Consider the following 17,013-nt stretch of genomic DNA (forward strand, 5'->3'; position numbering starts at 1 on the left):
TTACTCCTTCGTCTGGGCAGCACTGGCTGCCTCTGCTGCCTCTGCTGCCTCTGCTGCCTCTGCTGCCTCTGCTGCCTCTGCTGCCCGTGCTTGCGCGGCCTGCTGCAGCAGGATCACCGGGGAAACTTCCCCGCGCCGCCGGATCGCCCGATTGATCATTAATCCCCAGATTAATGCCATGACCGACAGGACACCGACCAGCATGAACACGTCATTGAATGCAAGGATATTCGCCTCGCGCGAGACCTGCTGGGCGAGCAGGGCCACGCCTTCGGCATTACGCAGAGCCGGGTCGCCGACCACGCCATGCAGCGCCCCCGAACCCCCACTGATCCGCCCTGCGACAAGCGGATTGGTCAGGAGAATATCCTGCACCAGTTCGTGCGAATGGTATTTCTCCCGCAGGACCTGAAATGTGCCCAGCAATGCCGAACCGATAAGACCGCCCAGGCTCTGGCTCAGACTGAACAGCACGATAAAGCTGATGAAGTTCTTGGGGCCTGCCAGCAATGTGCGCGAAATGCCGATGACCATGGCCTGAGCCATGAACAGCAGCGACGCAAAACCGATCAGGGCCTGACTGATGTAGAAGTCTTCAGGCCGGGTCAGGTTGGTGGAACTCGCGTCCATGAACGCGGCAATCGCGATCATGGCTACGGAAAGCGTGATCGGACGGCTGATTTTTGCGGGATTGAACGTCAGTATCGCAGTCAGCATGCCCGCAATCGACGCCAGAACGATCACCACGTTCAGCACGACCATCTGATCGTTCAGCATACCCACCGCGGTGAGCAGACCAACCGATCCGATCGCTTGTTCGGACAGCAATATCCGAACGGCTGCGGCAATAAACATCAGGCGCAGCATTTCCCGTGTGCCCAGCCAGCGGGTATTGATCAGCGGGTTCTCGCGATAGTGTTCCAGCATCAGGGCCGCGCCGATCAACACGATGCTGCCGATCAGCGCCCAACCGATCCATGCCCGTTCGGTCCACCATTCGATGCGGCCTTCGGTCAGCGCCGCGATCAGCAGGCACAATCCCGGGATAAGCAGGGCAGCGGTGAGGAAATCCTCGCGTTCAAAGGCCGGTGTGCGTTCACTGGGGGGAAGCGGAAGAGCAAGGATGGCGGCCAGCATGGCCAGCGCCAGCCCCATCTCGAACCAGTACAGCATGTGCCAGTCGCCGCTTTCCAGCAGAAACGGGGAAATGATCCGGGCCAGCGGCATAGCCAGTTGCGGGATCGAAATCCCCGCCATCAGCGCGCTCAGCCGTTTCGCCGCCGAGACGCCTTGCATGAGATAGAGCACCGTCATGGTCGAGATGCCGCTGGCGGCCAGACCGCTGGCTCCCCGTACGAGCACCGATGACCAGAAACCATGCACGAACAGGTGCAGGATCGTTGTGATCACATAGATCGAAAGCATGTAGCGAATGAACGGCTGAAGGCCGAATTGCTGCCGATATTTCACCAGCAACAGGTTCGCGGTCATATTGGTCATGAAATAGGCGGCGGTCAGCCACGCACTCTCGTTCGCATAAAGACCCAGCGTGCCCTGGGCGATGTTGAGATTGACGCTGACCAGCGCGTTGCCGAGCCCGCCGGTTAGGCCGATCAGGATGCCGATGAGGATATAGCAGATGCGCCGTAGTTGTGGGTGGTCGGGCGTGGCGGGGGAGCCCGGCATGCTCGGCCGTTCGTGCGGCTTGAATTGATAACCGGCGTCGTCCTGCACGGGGCCCTTGCCTGATTGGCTATGGTTCCCACTAGCGCCGGGTGCCTTCTAATACAATGGTATATGAAGCTGGCTTGGCCCTCGGCTGAATGTCCACCGACGGCGTAAAAGGGGTATCGGGGCGCCATCACACCGGATGGGCGCCCCGATATGACCTCTATCCCATCAGATCGGGATTGCGGCGCAGTTCCTGCCCGCCATCGACGGCAAACGACTGTCCCGTGACCCATGATGAAGCGGGGCTGGCGAGATAGGCAACCGCCGCCGCGATATCATCGGGTTCCCCCGTCCGCTTGAGCGGGGTTTGTTCCAGAAAACGGTCGATCACGGCGGGATTGGCAAACATGTCCGTGGTGGCGTTGCTGCGCGTCAGCCCCGGACGCACGGCGTTGACGCGGATTTTCAGCGCCGACAGTTCATCCGCCACTGTCCGGATCAGACCCTCCAGCCCCGCCTTTGCCGTGCAATAGGTCGACAGGGCGGGGAAGGGCATGGTCGCGGCGGTGGAGGAAATGCACACGATCGCGCCGCCATTGGCCATCATCGGCGCCGCCAGTTTCATGGCAATGAACGCCGTGGTGATGTTGAGATCAAGGTCGCGGCGCAGATCTTCGACACTGGTCTGGAGGAAGGGTGCGAAACCGCTGCCGCCAACACCGGGCACCACGATATCGAGCCGACCGGCAAGACCATGCGCCAGATCGAGCGCTTTCTGCACGTCGGCCTCAACCCCGCCGTCGCCGACGGCGATTTCCACGGTGGCGTCCGGAAAGTCTGCCAGAATCTGCTGGCGCGATGCTTCCAGCAGTTCCTGACGACGCCCCATGATGACCACGCGGGCTCCTTCGGCAACCAGCGCACGGGCACAGGCTGTGCCAATGCCGCCGCTGCCGCCGGTGATCAGTGCGGTCTGATCAGCGAGTGCGCCCCCGCCCATTACGCACCTTTGAACTGGGCGACGACTTCATTCACCGCGCGGGCGATGTCGTTGCGGCGGAAGCCCAGGTCGGCCATGGTCTGCGCGTCGGGTTCATAGCTGACCGTGTTGCCACGGCCCGTGAAGATCGCGCCATCGGGCAGCATGGGGTGTTCCTGATCGAGCGAAGGCACATCCACATCGTTGCCCGCTGCCTGGAAGAACAGTTTGAAATAATCGGCGAAGCTGAGGTTTTCATCACCGATCAGGTAAGCCTTGCCGTTCTCGCCGTTGGCCAGCGCGCCCACGATCGCTTCTGAAATCGACTGGGTTGAAATGAAGTTCGTCCCACCGGCAGGGCCGAATGCGGGCATGCCCAGCTTGCCTTCGGCATACTGGGTATAGGCTTCGAACATCGGCAGGCTCATGCCGGGAACAGTGCCAACCACGAACGGCGCATCGAGGCTGAGCGCGTGGAAGCTGTCGTCTGCAAGGGCGGCAATGCCGTCCGTCGCCAACTTGCGCGAACGGATGTAGTGGTTGCTTTCCATCAGTTCAGGCGCGATGTGTGGATAGAAGCTGCCGACATGGATGAAGTGCTTCACGCCAGCTTGCTTCGCCAGCTTGGCAAAGGCGGGCACCGCTTCGCCATTGGCGCGCAGGACGTGCGCATCGTAATCGCCGCCTTCGGGAACGTGGCGGATATCGGCACCCGCCGCAAAGACAATCGCGTCGAACGGCTTCAGATCGTCCACCGTGAAGGTGCCGGCGACATAGTCGCCCTGAAGGAAGGGCAGGCTGGCGAGTGCGGTGGTGGCCTGCGGAGGCTTGCGACCAGACACGGTGACATCATGGCCCTGATCCTTGAGATAGAGCGCGGCGTGGCCGCCAATCATGCCAGTGCCGCCGATAACGAGAATTTTCATGGGAATCGGTTCCTCTCAACTGTTCGGACGCTCTGCGTCGTTCGGATGTGCGATGGCTATCGGATGAAGTTTCTATTTGCAACAAGGCACCGAAAGTATATCAGGTATCTTATGGATACCGAATATGAAAAGGAAATGGCGCTCGAAATTCTCGAGCTGGTCGGCAACAAATGGACCATGCTGGTCACGTACAGGCTGGGGCAGGGCGCGATGCGCTTTTCCGATCTCAAGCGTGTGGCAACGCCGATCACGTCCAAGATGCTGACGCAGACTTTGCGGGAACTGGAATGCTTCGGCATGGTCTCGCGCGAGGTTCTGCCTTCCACCCCGCCTGCGGTGGAATATCGGCTGACCGATATGGGGCGCACCTTCCTCGGTGCCGTCAGCACGATTTGCGGCTGGATCGGCGATAATCGCGATGCGCTGCAGGAAGCGCGGGAACGGTACATTCAGGCGGCCGCTGCCTGAGGGACGATGACTGTGCTTCGACGCGCGGGCGCGATGAAGCGTTCAATAGTGGCCTTTGTCCTTGCCCTTGGCCTCGGGTTCCTGAGCATGGGGGCACTGGGCATGTTGCTGTGGTATCCGGTCATGCCGGTGCTGGCGCAGTTCCATGGCGATCCCAACGACTGGCATGGGGATTGGGTCTGGCCCACGATCATTGGGGTGGGCATGGTGTGGTCGTTCAGTTTTCTGGTGGCGGGCTGGATCAATCTGCGGCTGGAAGGGGCACGGATCGGCCGGTGGCCCCGGCGCCTTGCCTATATCGCGGTGCTGTGGCTCGGCGCGCTGCTGAGCTGGGCGCTGTTGCTGAGCGAACCGTTCCGCGCCAATTGACCGCGTATCCGGGGCTGAACCGGATACGCGGCACCGGATCAGCCTGCTGATCCCACGAGATACTTTTTCCGCAAGGCGGCGATCTCGGCATCGGTCAGGCCAAGCCCCTGCCGGGCATAGGCGTCGAACGATCCATATTTGCGCTGCACTTCGTCAAAGGCAGCCTGCAGGTATTCGGGGCGTACTGTCATCACCGGTTCGAGATTGGCGACATCGAACGGTGCACCGGCCTTGTTGATCATGGCGATCATCGCATCGTTCTTCGTCTTCAGATAACCATTGCTCAACATGTAGTCGGCCATGATCGTTTCGCGCGGAACGCCCAGCAGGCCAAGGATGATCGCGGTTGCCCATCCGGTGCGATCCTTCCCTGCGGTGCAGTGATAAACAACGGCCCCATCCTGTTCGCGCAGCAGTTCCCGGATCATCGCACTATAGGCTTTCTGCGCGCCGGGCAGCGCAACGAAATCCCGATTGGCGGCAGTCAGCATCTCGACGCCCTTGCCCGCGGCAATGGCCGCCATGGCTTCGCGCATGTCGCCTCCGATCGAGCCATGGGCATCGGCTGCAACATCAAGCACGAGACCGCGTGCGCGGGGCGGGATCATGTCGGGTTCGCGGGTCCGTTCGGACTGGGTGCGCAGATCGATGATAACCCCAGGGTTCAACTGGTCGATCAGGGTCATGTCATTGGCGCTGACCTTGTCGAGCTGATCGGCGCGGTAGATCTTGCCCATGCGCACCCATTGCCCGTCGTTCGTGCGATAGCCGCCCACATCGCGCCAGTTGGGCACGCTTTTGAGGTGGAGGCCACGATCGGCAATAACCAGCGGCGCACCGCGTTCCGGCACCAGCGTGAAATAGGGGCGTGATGCGGGGGCAACCCCGGAAACGATCACGCTGCCTTGCGTGCCGCCTTCGCCGCTTGCCGCGCCGCCGGTGGTGCCATTGGGATCGATGCCTGCAAAGACGCGGACTTTCCCCGCGTCCGATGCCTGCCAGCTGACGCGATAGCCGCTGCCGTCGGGCAGCAGTTCCGCAGTGGCCGACGTAAAGGGAACGTCCGCCGCACGCGGCGCAGTTGCCGTTTCCGTCTGACCGGCAGGTGCTGTGGCGCAACCCGCCAGAGAAACGCAGGCCAGACTCACGGCAAGTGCTGCCGGGCGCAAATAGTGCGGAACGTTCATAAGCCTCTCACCCTCTTTGTGATGTTATATTGCCGCCATCGACGACAAGTTGTGCCGCAGTGATATAGCTCGCTTCGTTGGACAGCAAGAAGCGGACAGCGCGTCCGATTTCCATGGGATCGCCAATTCGTTCGAGCAGAATGCGTTTCTCGAAGAACCCTTGTGGCAGGTTTTCGACAGCCGGGCGCATCATCGGGGTCATGATTTGCCCGGGCGACACGGAATTGATGCGGATGCCGTCTTGCGCCAGCCGATCGGCCAACGACCGGACAAGCGAGAGCATACCGCCCTTGGCGGCGGAATAGATCGGGTTCAGCGCATTGCCCAGCGTGGCATTGATGGATGCGATAGCCACAATGGCGGAACCTTGCTGCGCCTTGAGATCGGGCAGGAGCGCCTGTGTGATCAGCGCCAGCGAACGCAAGTGAATGGCAATGCCCATGTCCCAGCTTTCGACAGTCATGCCATCGATGGAGTTGGTATCGACAGTGCCAGCGGCATGCACGAGGCCGCCCGGCGCACCGACATGTTCGCAGGTCTGATCAAGGGCGGGGGCAATGGCCCCCGGATCGCGCAGATCCGCCCCAATGCCGATGGCAGCCACGCGATAGGTTGCGGCGATGCGATCCGCTTGCGAACGGGCGGCATCGAAATTGATGTCCCAGAGGGCAACCGGGCGTCCGACGGCTGCCAGCGCTTCTGCCGAAGCAAGGCCGATACCGGATGCGCCGCCGGTGATGACAACGGGGGTGTGGGGGGCGCCGAGATCAGGTTTGGCGAGCATTTCAGGGTATCCTTTCAGTTATCGTTGTGCGGATGGTCAGGAAGGCTGATCCTGGACCATCTTACTTCAGGACAGAGACAGGCCGCCCCGATGCCGCCGGTGTGGGGGCGCTAACGGCGGCCGCATAACCGGACCAGAAACAGCCCGGCTGATGAATTTTCTAACAACGAGTAGGTAAATTTGCAATCGGGATGATTGCATCGACAGGCGGCTATGCCTGATAAGGGATATGCCCGATAAGGAATGGCAGGGACGCGGAAACAGGAGATGGCGGGGTGATGGCAGAACGGGCGACCGCGCGACGCGTGCAGCGGGACGTGGCGCGTCAGCCGCGCGGAGACGTGACGCGTCAGGCGATTCTCGATGCGGCGGAAAGCCTGTTTGCCAATGTGGGCTATGCTGCTGCGCGGCTGGAGGATGTCGCGCTGGAAGTGGGTATTCGCCGTCCCTCGATCATCTACTACTTCCCGGGCAAGCAGCAATTGTATGACGAAGTGGAAGCCAGCATTTTCGCCGCTATGCGCGCTTTCGTGCACGAGCGGATGGCGCAGGCCCATGATCCCATGGCGCAACTCCTGACCTTGCTCGATGCCTGGCTCGACTTTCTCGTCGCACGGCCGACAGCGGCGCGGATCATACAAAGGCTGGCCGCCGATCATGGCCCGCGCGGAGATAACCCGGTGGAGTTCTCCGACCCGGTCCTGCGCGACCTTGAAAGAGTGATAGGGGCAGGTGTGGCGGCCGGGGTCTTTGCGCCGGTATCCGCAATGCACGTGCTGAACGCCGTATCCGCCGGGCCGTTGTTCTATGTGTGCAATGCCAACCAACTCGGTACGGATCGCAGGTACGATCCGGCCGATCCGACGGAACTGGCCGCATTCCGCGCATTGCAGCACAAATTGGCCCGGGCTGCCGTCACGGCATGATGGGTGGAGCGGTGGCGCCTATTCGGTGCCTGCGCTCGCCTGATCGCCACCGAGCACGCGATAAAGCGTGATGCGGTTGCGCACCATCTCCAATTGCGTGGCGACTTCGGCCTGACGGGCGGCAAACAGGCTGCGCTGGGCATCGAGATTGGCGAGGAAACTGTCCACCCCACCGCGATAACGCGCTTCGGTGAGCATGGCCGTGTCGGCAGCAGCACTGCGATAGTCGCTGGCCGCCTTCAACCGGTCGGCAATGGTGCCCTGATCGGCCAGCGCATCGGAGACTTCGCGAAAGGCGGACTGAATAGCGCCTTCATAGGTGGACAGTGCGGCATCGCGGTCCGCCCTGGCCACGGCGACATTGGCGCTGCGGCGCCCGCCGTCGAAAATGGTCAGCGCGGCATCGGCCCCGGCGGATTTGCTGAAAGCGCCACTGGCGAACAGTCCGCCCAGCGCATCGCTGGCGAAGCCCAGCAACCCGGTAAGGGAAATCGACGGGAACAGGGCGGCCCTGGCCACACCGATATCGGCGTTGGCGGCACGCAACCGATATTCGGCTTGAACGATGTCCGGGCGGCGCAACAGCACTTGCGAACTGGTCCCGGCGGGCAAAGTGGTGATGCTGCCGGTAACCTGCGCCATATCGCCGGGCAACAAGGCGCGGTCGTATTCACCCCCAACGAGCAGGCGGATCAGGTTTTCATCCTGCGCCAGCGCGGTTTTCTGTCGGGCAACATTGCCTTCGGCGGTGGCCAGCACCTGTTCTGCCTGCCGCAGATCGGTGCGCGGGGCAACGCCGCCTTCCAGCCGCGCCTTTGTCAACCGCACGCTGTTGCGGGCATTCGCGGCGGTACTTTCCGCGATGACCAGCAGATCCCGGTCTGCGGCGTAAGTCGCCCAGGCATCGACGAGATCGGCAACCAGCCCCAATCGCACAGTACGGGCGCCCGCTTCCGTGGCCAGTGCGCGGTTCCGTTCCGCTTCCGAGGCATTGGCCAGTTTGCCGAACAGGTCGATTTCGAAGCCGGATATGCCGCCGCTGACCGCATAGCGGGTGTCTGCTTTCGCCCCGTTCGGATCGGTGTGATCGACACTGCCGCTGATCCCGACTTCGGGAAACTGTGCAGCCCGCGCGACCCGTGCCTGGGCCCGCGCCGATGCGACATTGGCGGCGGCGACGCGAAGGTCGCGGTTATTGGACAGCGCCGTTTCGACCAGTGTCTGCAGTCGCGGATCATGAAAGATGTCGCGATAGGATACGATGGGCAGCGCGGCCTCGCTTTGGGCAAGATAGCTGTCACCACTGGGCCAGGAAGCGGGTACGGGGGTGGATGGCAATTCCGTGCGCGGCGCCAGCGAACAGGCGGCCAATGCGAAAGGAGCCGAAAGGGCGATGAGGCGCCGGGTCATGCTTCCGCTCCTTCACCCGATACCGGCTTGTCGTCAGGGCTGAGGCGCCGCCGCGCCGCCTTGATGCCATCGCGCACCCCCCGGCGGACAAGCACGAAGAACAGGGGGATGTAGAACACGGCAAGAGCCGTTGCCGTCAACATGCCACCCACGACCGAGGTGCCGATCGCGATACGGCTGTTTGCCCCGGCCCCTGTGGCCAGGGCCAGCGGCAGAACGCCAAAGCCGAAGGCGAGGCTGGTCATCAGGATCGGGCGGATGCGCAAGCGCGCGCCTTCGAGCGCGGCATCGATAATCCGCATGCCCTTTTTCTCGGCCGCTTCTGCAAATTCGATAATCAGGATCGCGTTCTTCGTCGCCAGTCCCATAGTGGTCAGCAGACCGATCTGCATGAACACGTCATTTTCAAGCCCACGCAGGGTGGCCGCGAAAATGGCGCCAACCAAGCCGAGCGGAATGACCAGGATCGCCGCAATCGGGATCGACCAGCTTTCATAAAGCGCCGCAAGGCACAGGAACACCACCAGCAGGGAAAGGCCGTAAAGCAGGGGGGCCTGTCCAGACGACTGGCGTTCTTCAAACGATGCCCCCGACCAGGCGACACTGGTTCCCGGATATTCTGCCGCCAGTTCCTGCATGATCTGCATCGCCTCGCCGGAGCTGACACCGGGGGCGGGCTGGCCCTGGATTTCGTAATTGCTGAGACCGTTGAAGCGCGATGTGCTGCTGGGGGTGGTGCCCCAGGCGACTTGCGAAAAGGCGGAAAACGGCGTCATCGACCCGGTGTTGTTACGCACATACCAGTCGCCGAGATTTTCGGGGCGCGAACGATAGGGCGCATCGCCCATGACATAGACGCGTTTGACGCGGCCGCGGTCGATGAAATCGTTGACGTAGCTGCCACCCCACGCTGTTGCGATGGTGGAGTTGATATTGTTCTGCGTTACACCCAGTGCTGCGGCCTTGCGCGTATCGACCGATATATTCAGTTCCGACACATCGGGCAGATTGCTCAACCGGACACCCGTCAGGCGGGAATCGGCATTGGCTGCGGCAACCAGTTTGTCCCGTGCGTCTGCGAACGTGTTGCGGGGAATGCCATTGGCGTTCTGGAATTGCATGGTGAAACCGGAGGAGTTGCCAAGACCCCGGATTGACCCCGGAATCAGAGTAAAGACCTGGGCATCGCGTATGGAACGGAAGGCCTTGCTGGCCCGCTCCACGATCGCGTCGGCCGAATTGTCGCTTCCCTTGCGATCTTCCCATGGGGCGAGCTTGATGAAGCCCTGGCCGGAATTCTGGCCTGTCGGGCCGCCGCCGCCGCCGCCAACCAGCATGAAGATTTCTTGGACGTTCGCTTTCTCGTTCGTTTTGAAATAGTTCTGGATGGTTTCCTGCACTTCGATGGTCCGTTCGCGCGTGGCGCCAGAAGGCAGGCGATATTGCACCATGATCAGACCCTGATCCTCGTTGGGAAGGAAGCCGCCGGGCATACGCAGAAACAAGGTGCCCATGATCGCGACCAGCACCGCGTAAATACCCAGCGCGAGCCACTTGCGATCGATCACTTTCGCCACGAACTGGCGATAACGTTCGACAAAGTTGTTAAACCCTTGATTGAAGCGGTCCTTGGCCCAATGGGCATTGTCGGCCGCTTTCGGGAAGCGTCGTTCGAGCCAGGAGCCCTGCGCGCCATCAGCGTCCCGGGGCTTTTTCGGGCGAAGCAGCGTCGCAGTAAGCGCGGGGCTGAGAATAAGCGCCACCAACACCGACAGCACCATGGCGGAAATGATCGTGAGCGAAAATTGCTTGTAGATGACCCCGGTTGATCCACCGAAGAAGGACATGGGCAGGAATACGGCCGACAGGACCAGCGCAATGGCGATCAGGGCGACCTGAATTTCCTTCATCGATTGCAAGGTTGCGTCCCGCGCGCTCATCCCCGGGTTTTCGTGGAGCAGGCGTTCGACATTCTCCACGACAACGATCGCATCGTCGACCAGCAGGCCGATGGCCAGCACGAGCCCGAACATCGTCAGCGTGTTGATCGAAAATCCGGCGAAATAGAACACCACCAGTGTGCCCAGCAGCACGACAGGCACGGCAATCGCCGGGATTAGCGTGGCCCGCCAGCTTTGCAGGAAGATGAAGATTACCAAGACCACCAGCACGACAGCTTCAGCCAGAGTCTTGCCGACTTCCTCGACGGAAAGCTTGATGAATTCGGTATTGTCGCGCGCGAAGGAATAGACCATCCCGTCCGGGAAATCCGGATCGAGTTCCTTCATTTGGGCCTTGATCAGTTCGGCCGTTTTGAGCGCGTCAGCCCCGGGTGCCAGCGAGATCGACAGACCTGCGGCGGGGTGGCCGTTCAACCGGCGCAAGGTGTTGTAGTTTTCCGCCCCGATTTCCACGCGGGCCAGATCGCGAATGCGCACGACCGAGCCATCGGGCAGGGTTTTGACGACGATCTGTTCAAATTGTTCCGGCGTCTGCAACTGGCCCTGCGCGTTGACCGTGGCGTTCAGCATCTGCCCCTGCGGCGAGGGCAGGGCGCCGATCTGACCGGCGGCAACCTGCACGTTCTGGCTCTCGATCGCACTGATCACATCGGCTGGCATCAGGTTCATCGCCGCAAGACGATGCGGGTTCAGCCAGATGCGCATCGCATGCGGCGAACCGAACACATCCACTTCGCCCACGCCATCGATACGCGAAAGCGGGTCCTGCACATTGGAGGCGAGGTAATCGGAGATCTCGCGATCGTCGCGCTGGTTGGACTGGTCGTAGATCGCCAGCAGCATCAACGCATCCGGATTGGATTTGCTGACGCGAACGCCCTGATTTTGAACGCTTTGTGGAAGGCGGGCGATGGCGGACTGAATCTTGTTCTGGACTTGCACCTGCGCGATATCGGGGTCTGTGCCCTTGGCAAAGACCACCGAAATGGACACCGAACCTGTCGCAGCGGATTGTGAACTGAAATAGAGCAACCCGTCGAGCCCGGTAAGCTGCTGTTCGAGCACCTGGGTTACGCTGTTTTCAACGGTTTCCGCCGATGCACCGGGGTATGTTGCCCGAATGTTGACCTGTGGCGGCGCGATGTCGGGATATTGGTCGATGGCCAGCGCACGCAGCGCACCAAGCCCGGCGAGCATCACGATAATCGCAATGACCCATGCGAAAATCGGCCGGTCGACGAAAATCCGTGACATGATCCGTCAGCCCCCCGTTTTCACGGCAGGCTTCGCATTTTTGGCCGACGCATCCGTTTTTTGAGGCGTGCTGGCAGGCACGGGTTTGACGGCCACACCGTGGGTCAGGCCGTTCGTTCCTTGTGTGATGACGCGATCACCCGCGTTGAGCCCGCTGGTTACGATCCAGTTCGCGCCCGATGTCCCCTGCGCCACGATCTTGCGACGCAAAGCCTTGCCATCCTTGCTGGCGAGGTAGACGAAGGCAGACCCGTCGAAATCGCGCTGCAGGGCGGCCTGCGGGATCAGAAAGGCGTTGGGATTGATTGCCTGATCGAAGAACGCCGTCACGAACATGCCGGGAAGCAGCAGCCCTTCGGGATTGGGGAAGCGTGCGCGCAGGGTAACGGACCCGGTCGCCTGATCGACAGTCACTTCCGAAAATTCAACGCGGCCAGTCGGGCCATAATCGCTGCCGTCTTCCAGTTTGATCCGCACGGATGTGCCGCTGCTGGCCAATCCGCCCGATGCGAAGCTGCGTCGCAGCCGGGTGAGGTCCGCGCTCGACTGTTGCATGTCGACATAGACCGGGTCCGCGCTCTGGATCACGGCCAGTGGATCGGCCTGACCTGCGTTGACAAGTGCCCCCTTGGTGAACAGCGAACGCCCGATGCGCCCGCTGATCGGTGCGGGGACCGTGGTGAAACGCAGGTTGATATTGGCGGTTTCCAGCGCCGCGCGTCTTTGCGCGACGGCTGCCCGGGCGACTTGCGCCTGGGCGTTGGCATCGGTGTAGTCCTGCTTTGCAATAGCCTCCATTTCGGCAAGCGGCCGATAACGGTTGGCCTTGGCAGTTGCGGCATTGGCACTGGCCTGTGCGCTGGAAAGATCGGCCGATGCCTGATTGACTGCGGCGCGATAGAGGCTGGGATCGATCTCGAACAGGGGCTGGCCCGCGCGGACGTAGCTGCCTTCCGTGAAATAACGCTGACGAATGACCCCGGTAATCTGCGGGCGCACTTCGCTGGTGGCGAAGGCGACAACGCGCCCGCCCAGTTCGGTTTGCACTGGCACCGATTGCGGCTGTACGACGACATAGCCGACTTCCGGCGGCCCTTTCTTCCCCTTGCCGCCCTCATCCCCACCAGCGCAGGCGGTGACCATCGAGAGCATGGCGGGCAGAAGGATCAAATGGATAACTGGCCGGTATGTAAGCATGCGCATTAGTGCCGAAACCTCAAAACCTGTCTTCAACTCGCAAACCCCGGCGATGCAGACAACCGGACATTTGTGTCTGCGACAATTTGCGACACATAACGCGAGAACTGGTGGACCGCATACGCGGATAATGTTTCATTCTGTTATCGCAGTGCGGCACCTCTTAACCTTCTTAGCTGAACGGCAAATTTCAGAAAGGTGGTTTTTCGGGCAGACTGGTCCTAGGGCCTCAACGCAGTGTTTACGGTAGGCTGCCGGACGTTCGTGCGTGAACGTAGGTGGCGACGGGAAAGGATGTGTCGCAATGGGCCAGTCGCGGGCATCTGCCGGGAACATGAGAGATCTCACCACCGGCCCGATTGCCAGCACGCTTTTGCTGTTCGCGTTGCCCGCTTTGGGATCGAATGTGCTGCAATCGATCAACGGTTCCATCAATGCGGTGTGGATCGGGCAACTGGTCGGCGAGACCGGGCTGGCCGCCACGGCCAATGCTAACCTCATCATGTTTATGATGTTCGCGCTGATCTTCGGGTTTGGCATGGCCTCGACCATCATCATCGGACAGAGTGCGGGGAAGGGGGACTGGGACGGTGTGCGGCAAGGTGTCGGCACCGGGGTCACCCTGTTTTTCGCTCTGGGCGTCATCGCCACTGTTGCCGGCTGGTACACCGCGCCTGCCCTGTTGCACATGCTGGGGACGCCCGACGACGTCTATCCGCAGGCCCTGATCTACCTGCGGGTAATGTATCTCGGCCTCCCCACGAGCCTGCTGACCGTGTTCTTTTCCATGGCGATGCGCGGTGCCGGGGATTCGCTCACGCCCATGCTGTTGCTATTGCCAGGCATGGTGGTCGATATCGTGATGAATCCTATACTTATCAGTGGCATGGGACCATTTCCCGAACTGGGCATTATGGGTGCTGGACTGGCCACGCTGGTTGCCAATTTCGTCTCCTTCGTCGTCATGCTTGCGGTAATCTACGGGCGCGATCTCCCGATCCGTCTGCGCGGGCAGGAATTCCGCTATCTCCTGCCGCGTCGCGAACTGGTCATGATCATTGTCAGCAAGGGTATCCCGATGGGCTTGCAGATGGTGGTCATGTCGGGATCGGCGCTGGTCATGCTCGGGCTGGTCAATCGCGAAGGTACCGATACCGTGGCGGCCTATGGGGCGGTCAATCAGCTGTGGACCTATATCCAGATGCCCGCGATGGCGATCGGTATGGCCGCGAGCGCCATGGCGGCGCAGAATATCGGCGCGGGAAAATGGGATCGGATCAACCGGATCGCCATTGCCGGGGTGATGGTCAATCTGTGCCTGACCGGGGTGATAGTTGCCGTAACGCTGATATTTGACGGCTTTCTTCTGCAACTGTTCCTGCCGCGCCATCCCGAAGCGATCGCCATTGCCGAACATATCGGCCTCCTCGCCAGTTGGGCTTTCATCCTGATGGGGGTGACGATGGTCCTGTCGTCGATCACCCGTGCCAACGGCGCCACCATGGTGCCGCTGATCATCATGGTGCTGGCCTACATTCCGGGGCGTCTCGGATCGATTTATGGCTTGCAGGGGGCGATCGGCGCCGATGCGATCTGGTGGAGTTTTCCGATCGGTGGCGCGCTCTCGCTGATCATGACGGCGGCCTATTACCTGCAGGGTAGCTGGCGGAACATCCGGCTGCTGGCCACAATCGAGGAAGCGGAAGAGTTCGTGCAGTCCGAAGCTGAGCCAACCGGAAGGATTTTGCCGAATGGCTGAATAATGCGTAGCAGGATGACCCCGCTTCTGCGCAAAGATCGCATAACATCCATTGGCAATCGCGAGTGTTAGGGGTAACGCCATGACACTAGAGTGCAAAAATGGAATCTCGGGAGGGAAAATGACGCGTCGTAGGAAGCTGTTGCTTGCGGGTGCGGTTGTGGTCGGCATGGCGGGTCTGGCGTGGGCGTGGCAGGCCAATGTGTTCCGGGCGAATCCGGCCATTGACTTTGCCGGGCCAGTGGCAGGGTGGGATGCCTGGGGTAACGATCAGGGGGGATCGCGCTATTCTCCGCTGACCCAGATTACCCCGGAAAACGCATGGGCCCTGAAACCCGCGTGGACATACCACATCGGCATGGCGAAAGACCCGCCAGAGTTTTCTTCTCCGACGTTTGAAGCCACCCCGATCATTGCGGAAAATCGCCTCTACGTTTGTGCTGGCACGGGCAAGATTGCCGCTGTCGATCCGGAAACGGGCAAGGAAATCTGGGCGGTCCAACCCGATTCCGACAATTACAGCACCTACCTGATCAACTGCCGCGGCGTGACTTATGCGCGCGATGTGAAGATCGAGGAAGGCCAGCTTTGCGCGGGCAAGATCTTCGCCGGGACGCTGGATGGGCGGATGCTGGCCTACGATTCCGCCACGGGCAAGGAATGCCCTTCGTTCGGCGCGAACGGCGTGGTCGATATCAAGGCCGACATGGGCAAGCGTGAACGCGGCGATATCACGATTTCCTCGCCGCCGGTGGTGGTCGGTAACCTCGTCGTGACCAACCACGGTGTGCGTGACAATGTCCGCACGGATATGCCTGCTGGCACGATCCGGGCATTTGATGTGCATACCGGCCAGCCGGTGTGGTCGTGGAATGCCGTGCCGCCGGGCTTGAAGACTCCCCCGGCTCCGCCAGCAGGCGAAAAGTTCGTCCGTTCTACCCCCAATTCCTGGGCGCCGATGTCGGTCGACCCTGCGCTGAACCTGATCTACGTGCCGATGGGCAATGCCCCGCCGGATCACATCGCGGCGGGCCGCAACGGCCTCGATTACTATTCCAGCGCGGTGGTGGCTCTGGATGCGACAACCGGGCAAGTGCGTTGGCACTTCAATACGGTGCACAAGGATGTGTGGGATTATGACATCCCCTCGCAGCCGGTACTGTTCGATCTGCCTACGGCCAACGGGACGATCCCCGCACTGGTGCAGGCGACCAAGGTCGGCCATATTTTCGTGCTCGACCGGCGTACGGGCAAGCCGTTGTTCCCGGTGGAAGAACGCCCAGTGCCGCAGAGCGAGCTTCCGGGCGAAGTCCTGTCGCCGACACAGCCGTTCCCGGCCAATCCGGCCTTCATCGTGCGCGATCCGGATTTGACCGAAGACGACATGTGGGGCTTCACGCCTTACGACAAGTACAAGTGCAAGGAAGCGTTCAACTCCGTCGAATCCAAGGGCATTTTTACGCCCCCCTCGACCAAGGGCTGGATCCAGTTCCCGAGTTTCATGGGCGCATCAAACTGGGGCAGCGTGACGGTTGACCAGAAGCGCGGCATTCTGATTGCCAACACCAATCAGGTGGCGGCGATCATGAAGCTCGTGCCCAACGCCGAAATCGAAGCCCGCACCAAGGCGGGTGAGCGGATCATGCCGACCAAGGGTGCGGACTATGGCCTGTCCATGTTGCCGCTGCTCTCGCCCTTCGGCGCGCCGTGCAACCGTCCACCGTGGGGCAAGCTCATGGCGATCGACCTGAAGGCGGGTAAGGTGCTGTGGAACGTGCCACTGGGCACCACTCGCGATCAGGCGCCGTTCCCGGCATGGTTCAAGATCGGCGTGCCCAATATGGGCGGTTCGATTGTGACCGGTTCCGGCCTTGTCTTCATTGGCGCAACCTCCGATGAATATATCCGCGCCTACGATATCAAGTCGGGCGAGGTGGTCTGGCGTGCGCGCCTGCCTGCCGGTGGCCAATCCACGCCGATGACCTATCGTCTCAAGAAGGACGGGCGCCAGTATGTCGTGATCGCGGCAGGCGGGCATAAGTTCATGGGCACGGGGTTGGGCGATTCACTGGTCGCCTTCGCCTTGCCGGAAGGTTCCTGAGAGAGCCGTCGGCAGCCTGTT

Annotated in this window: 13 protein-coding genes; 5 read left to right on the forward strand and 8 right to left on the reverse strand. The window is 61.3% G+C overall.

Features of this window, described 5'->3' with window-relative positions:
- The 3 genes from EGO55_RS14495 to EGO55_RS14505 all read right to left on the reverse strand — a co-directional run bounded on the left by EGO55_RS14495 (position 1) and on the right by EGO55_RS14505 (position 3,576).
- Positions 1-1,734, reverse strand: coding sequence for an MFS transporter (locus EGO55_RS14495; RefSeq protein ID WP_021688663.1), 1,734 nt, complete (start codon positions 1,732-1,734; stop codon positions 1-3).
- A gap of 157 nt (positions 1,735-1,891) precedes the next feature.
- Entirely contained in the window at positions 1,892-2,671 is a 780-nt protein-coding gene (locus EGO55_RS14500; protein ID WP_021688662.1) for an SDR family NAD(P)-dependent oxidoreductase, read from the reverse strand.
- Entirely contained in the window at positions 2,671-3,576 is a 906-nt protein-coding gene (locus tag EGO55_RS14505) for an NAD-dependent epimerase/dehydratase family protein (protein ID WP_021688661.1), read from the reverse strand. Before EGO55_RS14505 ends, EGO55_RS14500 begins: the two co-directional genes overlap by 1 nt.
- 111 nt (positions 3,577-3,687) lie before the next feature.
- Between EGO55_RS14505 and EGO55_RS14510 the strand changes: the two genes are divergently transcribed.
- Complete coding sequence (locus tag EGO55_RS14510) at positions 3,688-4,044, forward strand: winged helix-turn-helix transcriptional regulator (protein WP_021688660.1); 357 nt, start codon at positions 3,688-3,690, stop codon at positions 4,042-4,044.
- A 6-nt stretch (positions 4,045-4,050) separates the two neighbouring features.
- Positions 4,051-4,413: a hypothetical protein gene (locus tag EGO55_RS14515; protein WP_052023582.1), complete on the forward strand. Its 363-nt coding sequence runs from the start codon at positions 4,051-4,053 to the stop codon at positions 4,411-4,413.
- Between the two features lie 38 nt (positions 4,414-4,451).
- On the opposite strand, the gene EGO55_RS14520 is transcribed toward EGO55_RS14515, so the two are convergent.
- Positions 4,452-5,600: a tyrosine-protein phosphatase gene (locus tag EGO55_RS14520; RefSeq protein WP_021688658.1), complete on the reverse strand. Its 1,149-nt coding sequence runs from the start codon at positions 5,598-5,600 to the stop codon at positions 4,452-4,454.
- A 7-nt stretch (positions 5,601-5,607) separates the two neighbouring features.
- A complete protein-coding gene (locus EGO55_RS14525; RefSeq protein ID WP_021688657.1) occupies positions 5,608-6,384 on the reverse strand; it encodes an SDR family NAD(P)-dependent oxidoreductase in 777 nt (258 codons plus the stop codon).
- Positions 6,385-6,662: 278 nt separating this feature from the next.
- Here EGO55_RS14525 and EGO55_RS14530 point away from each other — a divergent pair, with 278 nt between their 5' ends.
- Complete coding sequence (locus EGO55_RS14530) at positions 6,663-7,310, forward strand: TetR/AcrR family transcriptional regulator (protein ID WP_021688656.1); 648 nt, start codon at positions 6,663-6,665, stop codon at positions 7,308-7,310.
- A gap of 18 nt (positions 7,311-7,328) precedes the next feature.
- Here EGO55_RS14530 and EGO55_RS14535 read toward each other — a convergent pair whose 3' ends face one another.
- The 3 genes from EGO55_RS14535 to EGO55_RS14545 are packed head-to-tail and all read right to left on the reverse strand — an operon-like array spanning position 7,329 to position 13,132.
- Positions 7,329-8,720: an efflux transporter outer membrane subunit gene (locus EGO55_RS14535; RefSeq protein WP_021688655.1), complete on the reverse strand. Its 1,392-nt coding sequence runs from the start codon at positions 8,718-8,720 to the stop codon at positions 7,329-7,331.
- Entirely contained in the window at positions 8,717-11,935 is a 3,219-nt protein-coding gene (locus EGO55_RS14540) for a multidrug efflux RND transporter permease subunit (RefSeq protein ID WP_021688654.1), read from the reverse strand. Before EGO55_RS14540 ends, EGO55_RS14535 begins: the two co-directional genes overlap by 4 nt.
- Positions 11,936-11,941: 6 nt before the next feature.
- Positions 11,942-13,132, reverse strand: coding sequence for an efflux RND transporter periplasmic adaptor subunit (locus EGO55_RS14545; protein WP_040714860.1), 1,191 nt, complete (start codon positions 13,130-13,132; stop codon positions 11,942-11,944).
- A 334-nt stretch (positions 13,133-13,466) separates the two neighbouring features.
- Here EGO55_RS14545 and EGO55_RS14550 point away from each other — a divergent pair, with 334 nt between their 5' ends.
- Both EGO55_RS14550 and EGO55_RS14555 read left to right on the forward strand, forming a co-directional pair.
- On the forward strand, positions 13,467-14,891 hold the full coding sequence (locus tag EGO55_RS14550; protein WP_040714858.1) for an MATE family efflux transporter: 1,425 nt from the start codon (positions 13,467-13,469) through the stop codon (positions 14,889-14,891).
- 121 nt (positions 14,892-15,012) lie between these two features.
- Positions 15,013-16,992, forward strand: a complete 1,980-nt coding sequence (locus EGO55_RS14555) for a pyrroloquinoline quinone-dependent dehydrogenase (protein ID WP_040714662.1) — start codon at positions 15,013-15,015, stop codon at positions 16,990-16,992.
- The last annotated feature ends 21 nt before the right edge of the window (positions 16,993-17,013 follow it).

This window comes from Caenibius tardaugens NBRC 16725 (genome assembly GCF_003860345.1).
GTDB lineage: Bacteria > Pseudomonadota > Alphaproteobacteria > Sphingomonadales > Sphingomonadaceae > Caenibius > Caenibius tardaugens.

Coding starts and splice junctions, on each gene's coding strand:
- EGO55_RS14500 (WP_021688662.1), bottom strand. CDS start 2,671: ATGGGCGGGGGCGCACTCGCTGATCAGACCGCACTGATCACCGGCGGC.
- EGO55_RS14505 (WP_021688661.1), bottom strand. CDS start 3,576: ATGAAAATTCTCGTTATCGGCGGCACTGGCATGATTGGCGGCCACGCC.
- EGO55_RS14510 (WP_021688660.1), top strand. CDS start 3,688: ATGGATACCGAATATGAAAAGGAAATGGCGCTCGAAATTCTCGAGCTG.
- EGO55_RS14515 (WP_052023582.1), top strand. CDS start 4,051: ATGACTGTGCTTCGACGCGCGGGCGCGATGAAGCGTTCAATAGTGGCC.
- EGO55_RS14520 (WP_021688658.1), bottom strand. CDS start 5,600: ATGAACGTTCCGCACTATTTGCGCCCGGCAGCACTTGCCGTGAGTCTG.
- EGO55_RS14525 (WP_021688657.1), bottom strand. CDS start 6,384: ATGCTCGCCAAACCTGATCTCGGCGCCCCCCACACCCCCGTTGTCATC.
- EGO55_RS14530 (WP_021688656.1), top strand. CDS start 6,663: ATGGCAGAACGGGCGACCGCGCGACGCGTGCAGCGGGACGTGGCGCGT.
- EGO55_RS14535 (WP_021688655.1), bottom strand. CDS start 8,720: ATGACCCGGCGCCTCATCGCCCTTTCGGCTCCTTTCGCATTGGCCGCC.
- EGO55_RS14540 (WP_021688654.1), bottom strand. CDS start 11,935: ATGTCACGGATTTTCGTCGACCGGCCGATTTTCGCATGGGTCATTGCG.
- EGO55_RS14545 (WP_040714860.1), bottom strand. CDS start 13,132: ATGCTTACATACCGGCCAGTTATCCATTTGATCCTTCTGCCCGCCATG.
- EGO55_RS14550 (WP_040714858.1), top strand. CDS start 13,467: ATGAGAGATCTCACCACCGGCCCGATTGCCAGCACGCTTTTGCTGTTC.
- EGO55_RS14555 (WP_040714662.1), top strand. CDS start 15,013: ATGACGCGTCGTAGGAAGCTGTTGCTTGCGGGTGCGGTTGTGGTCGGC.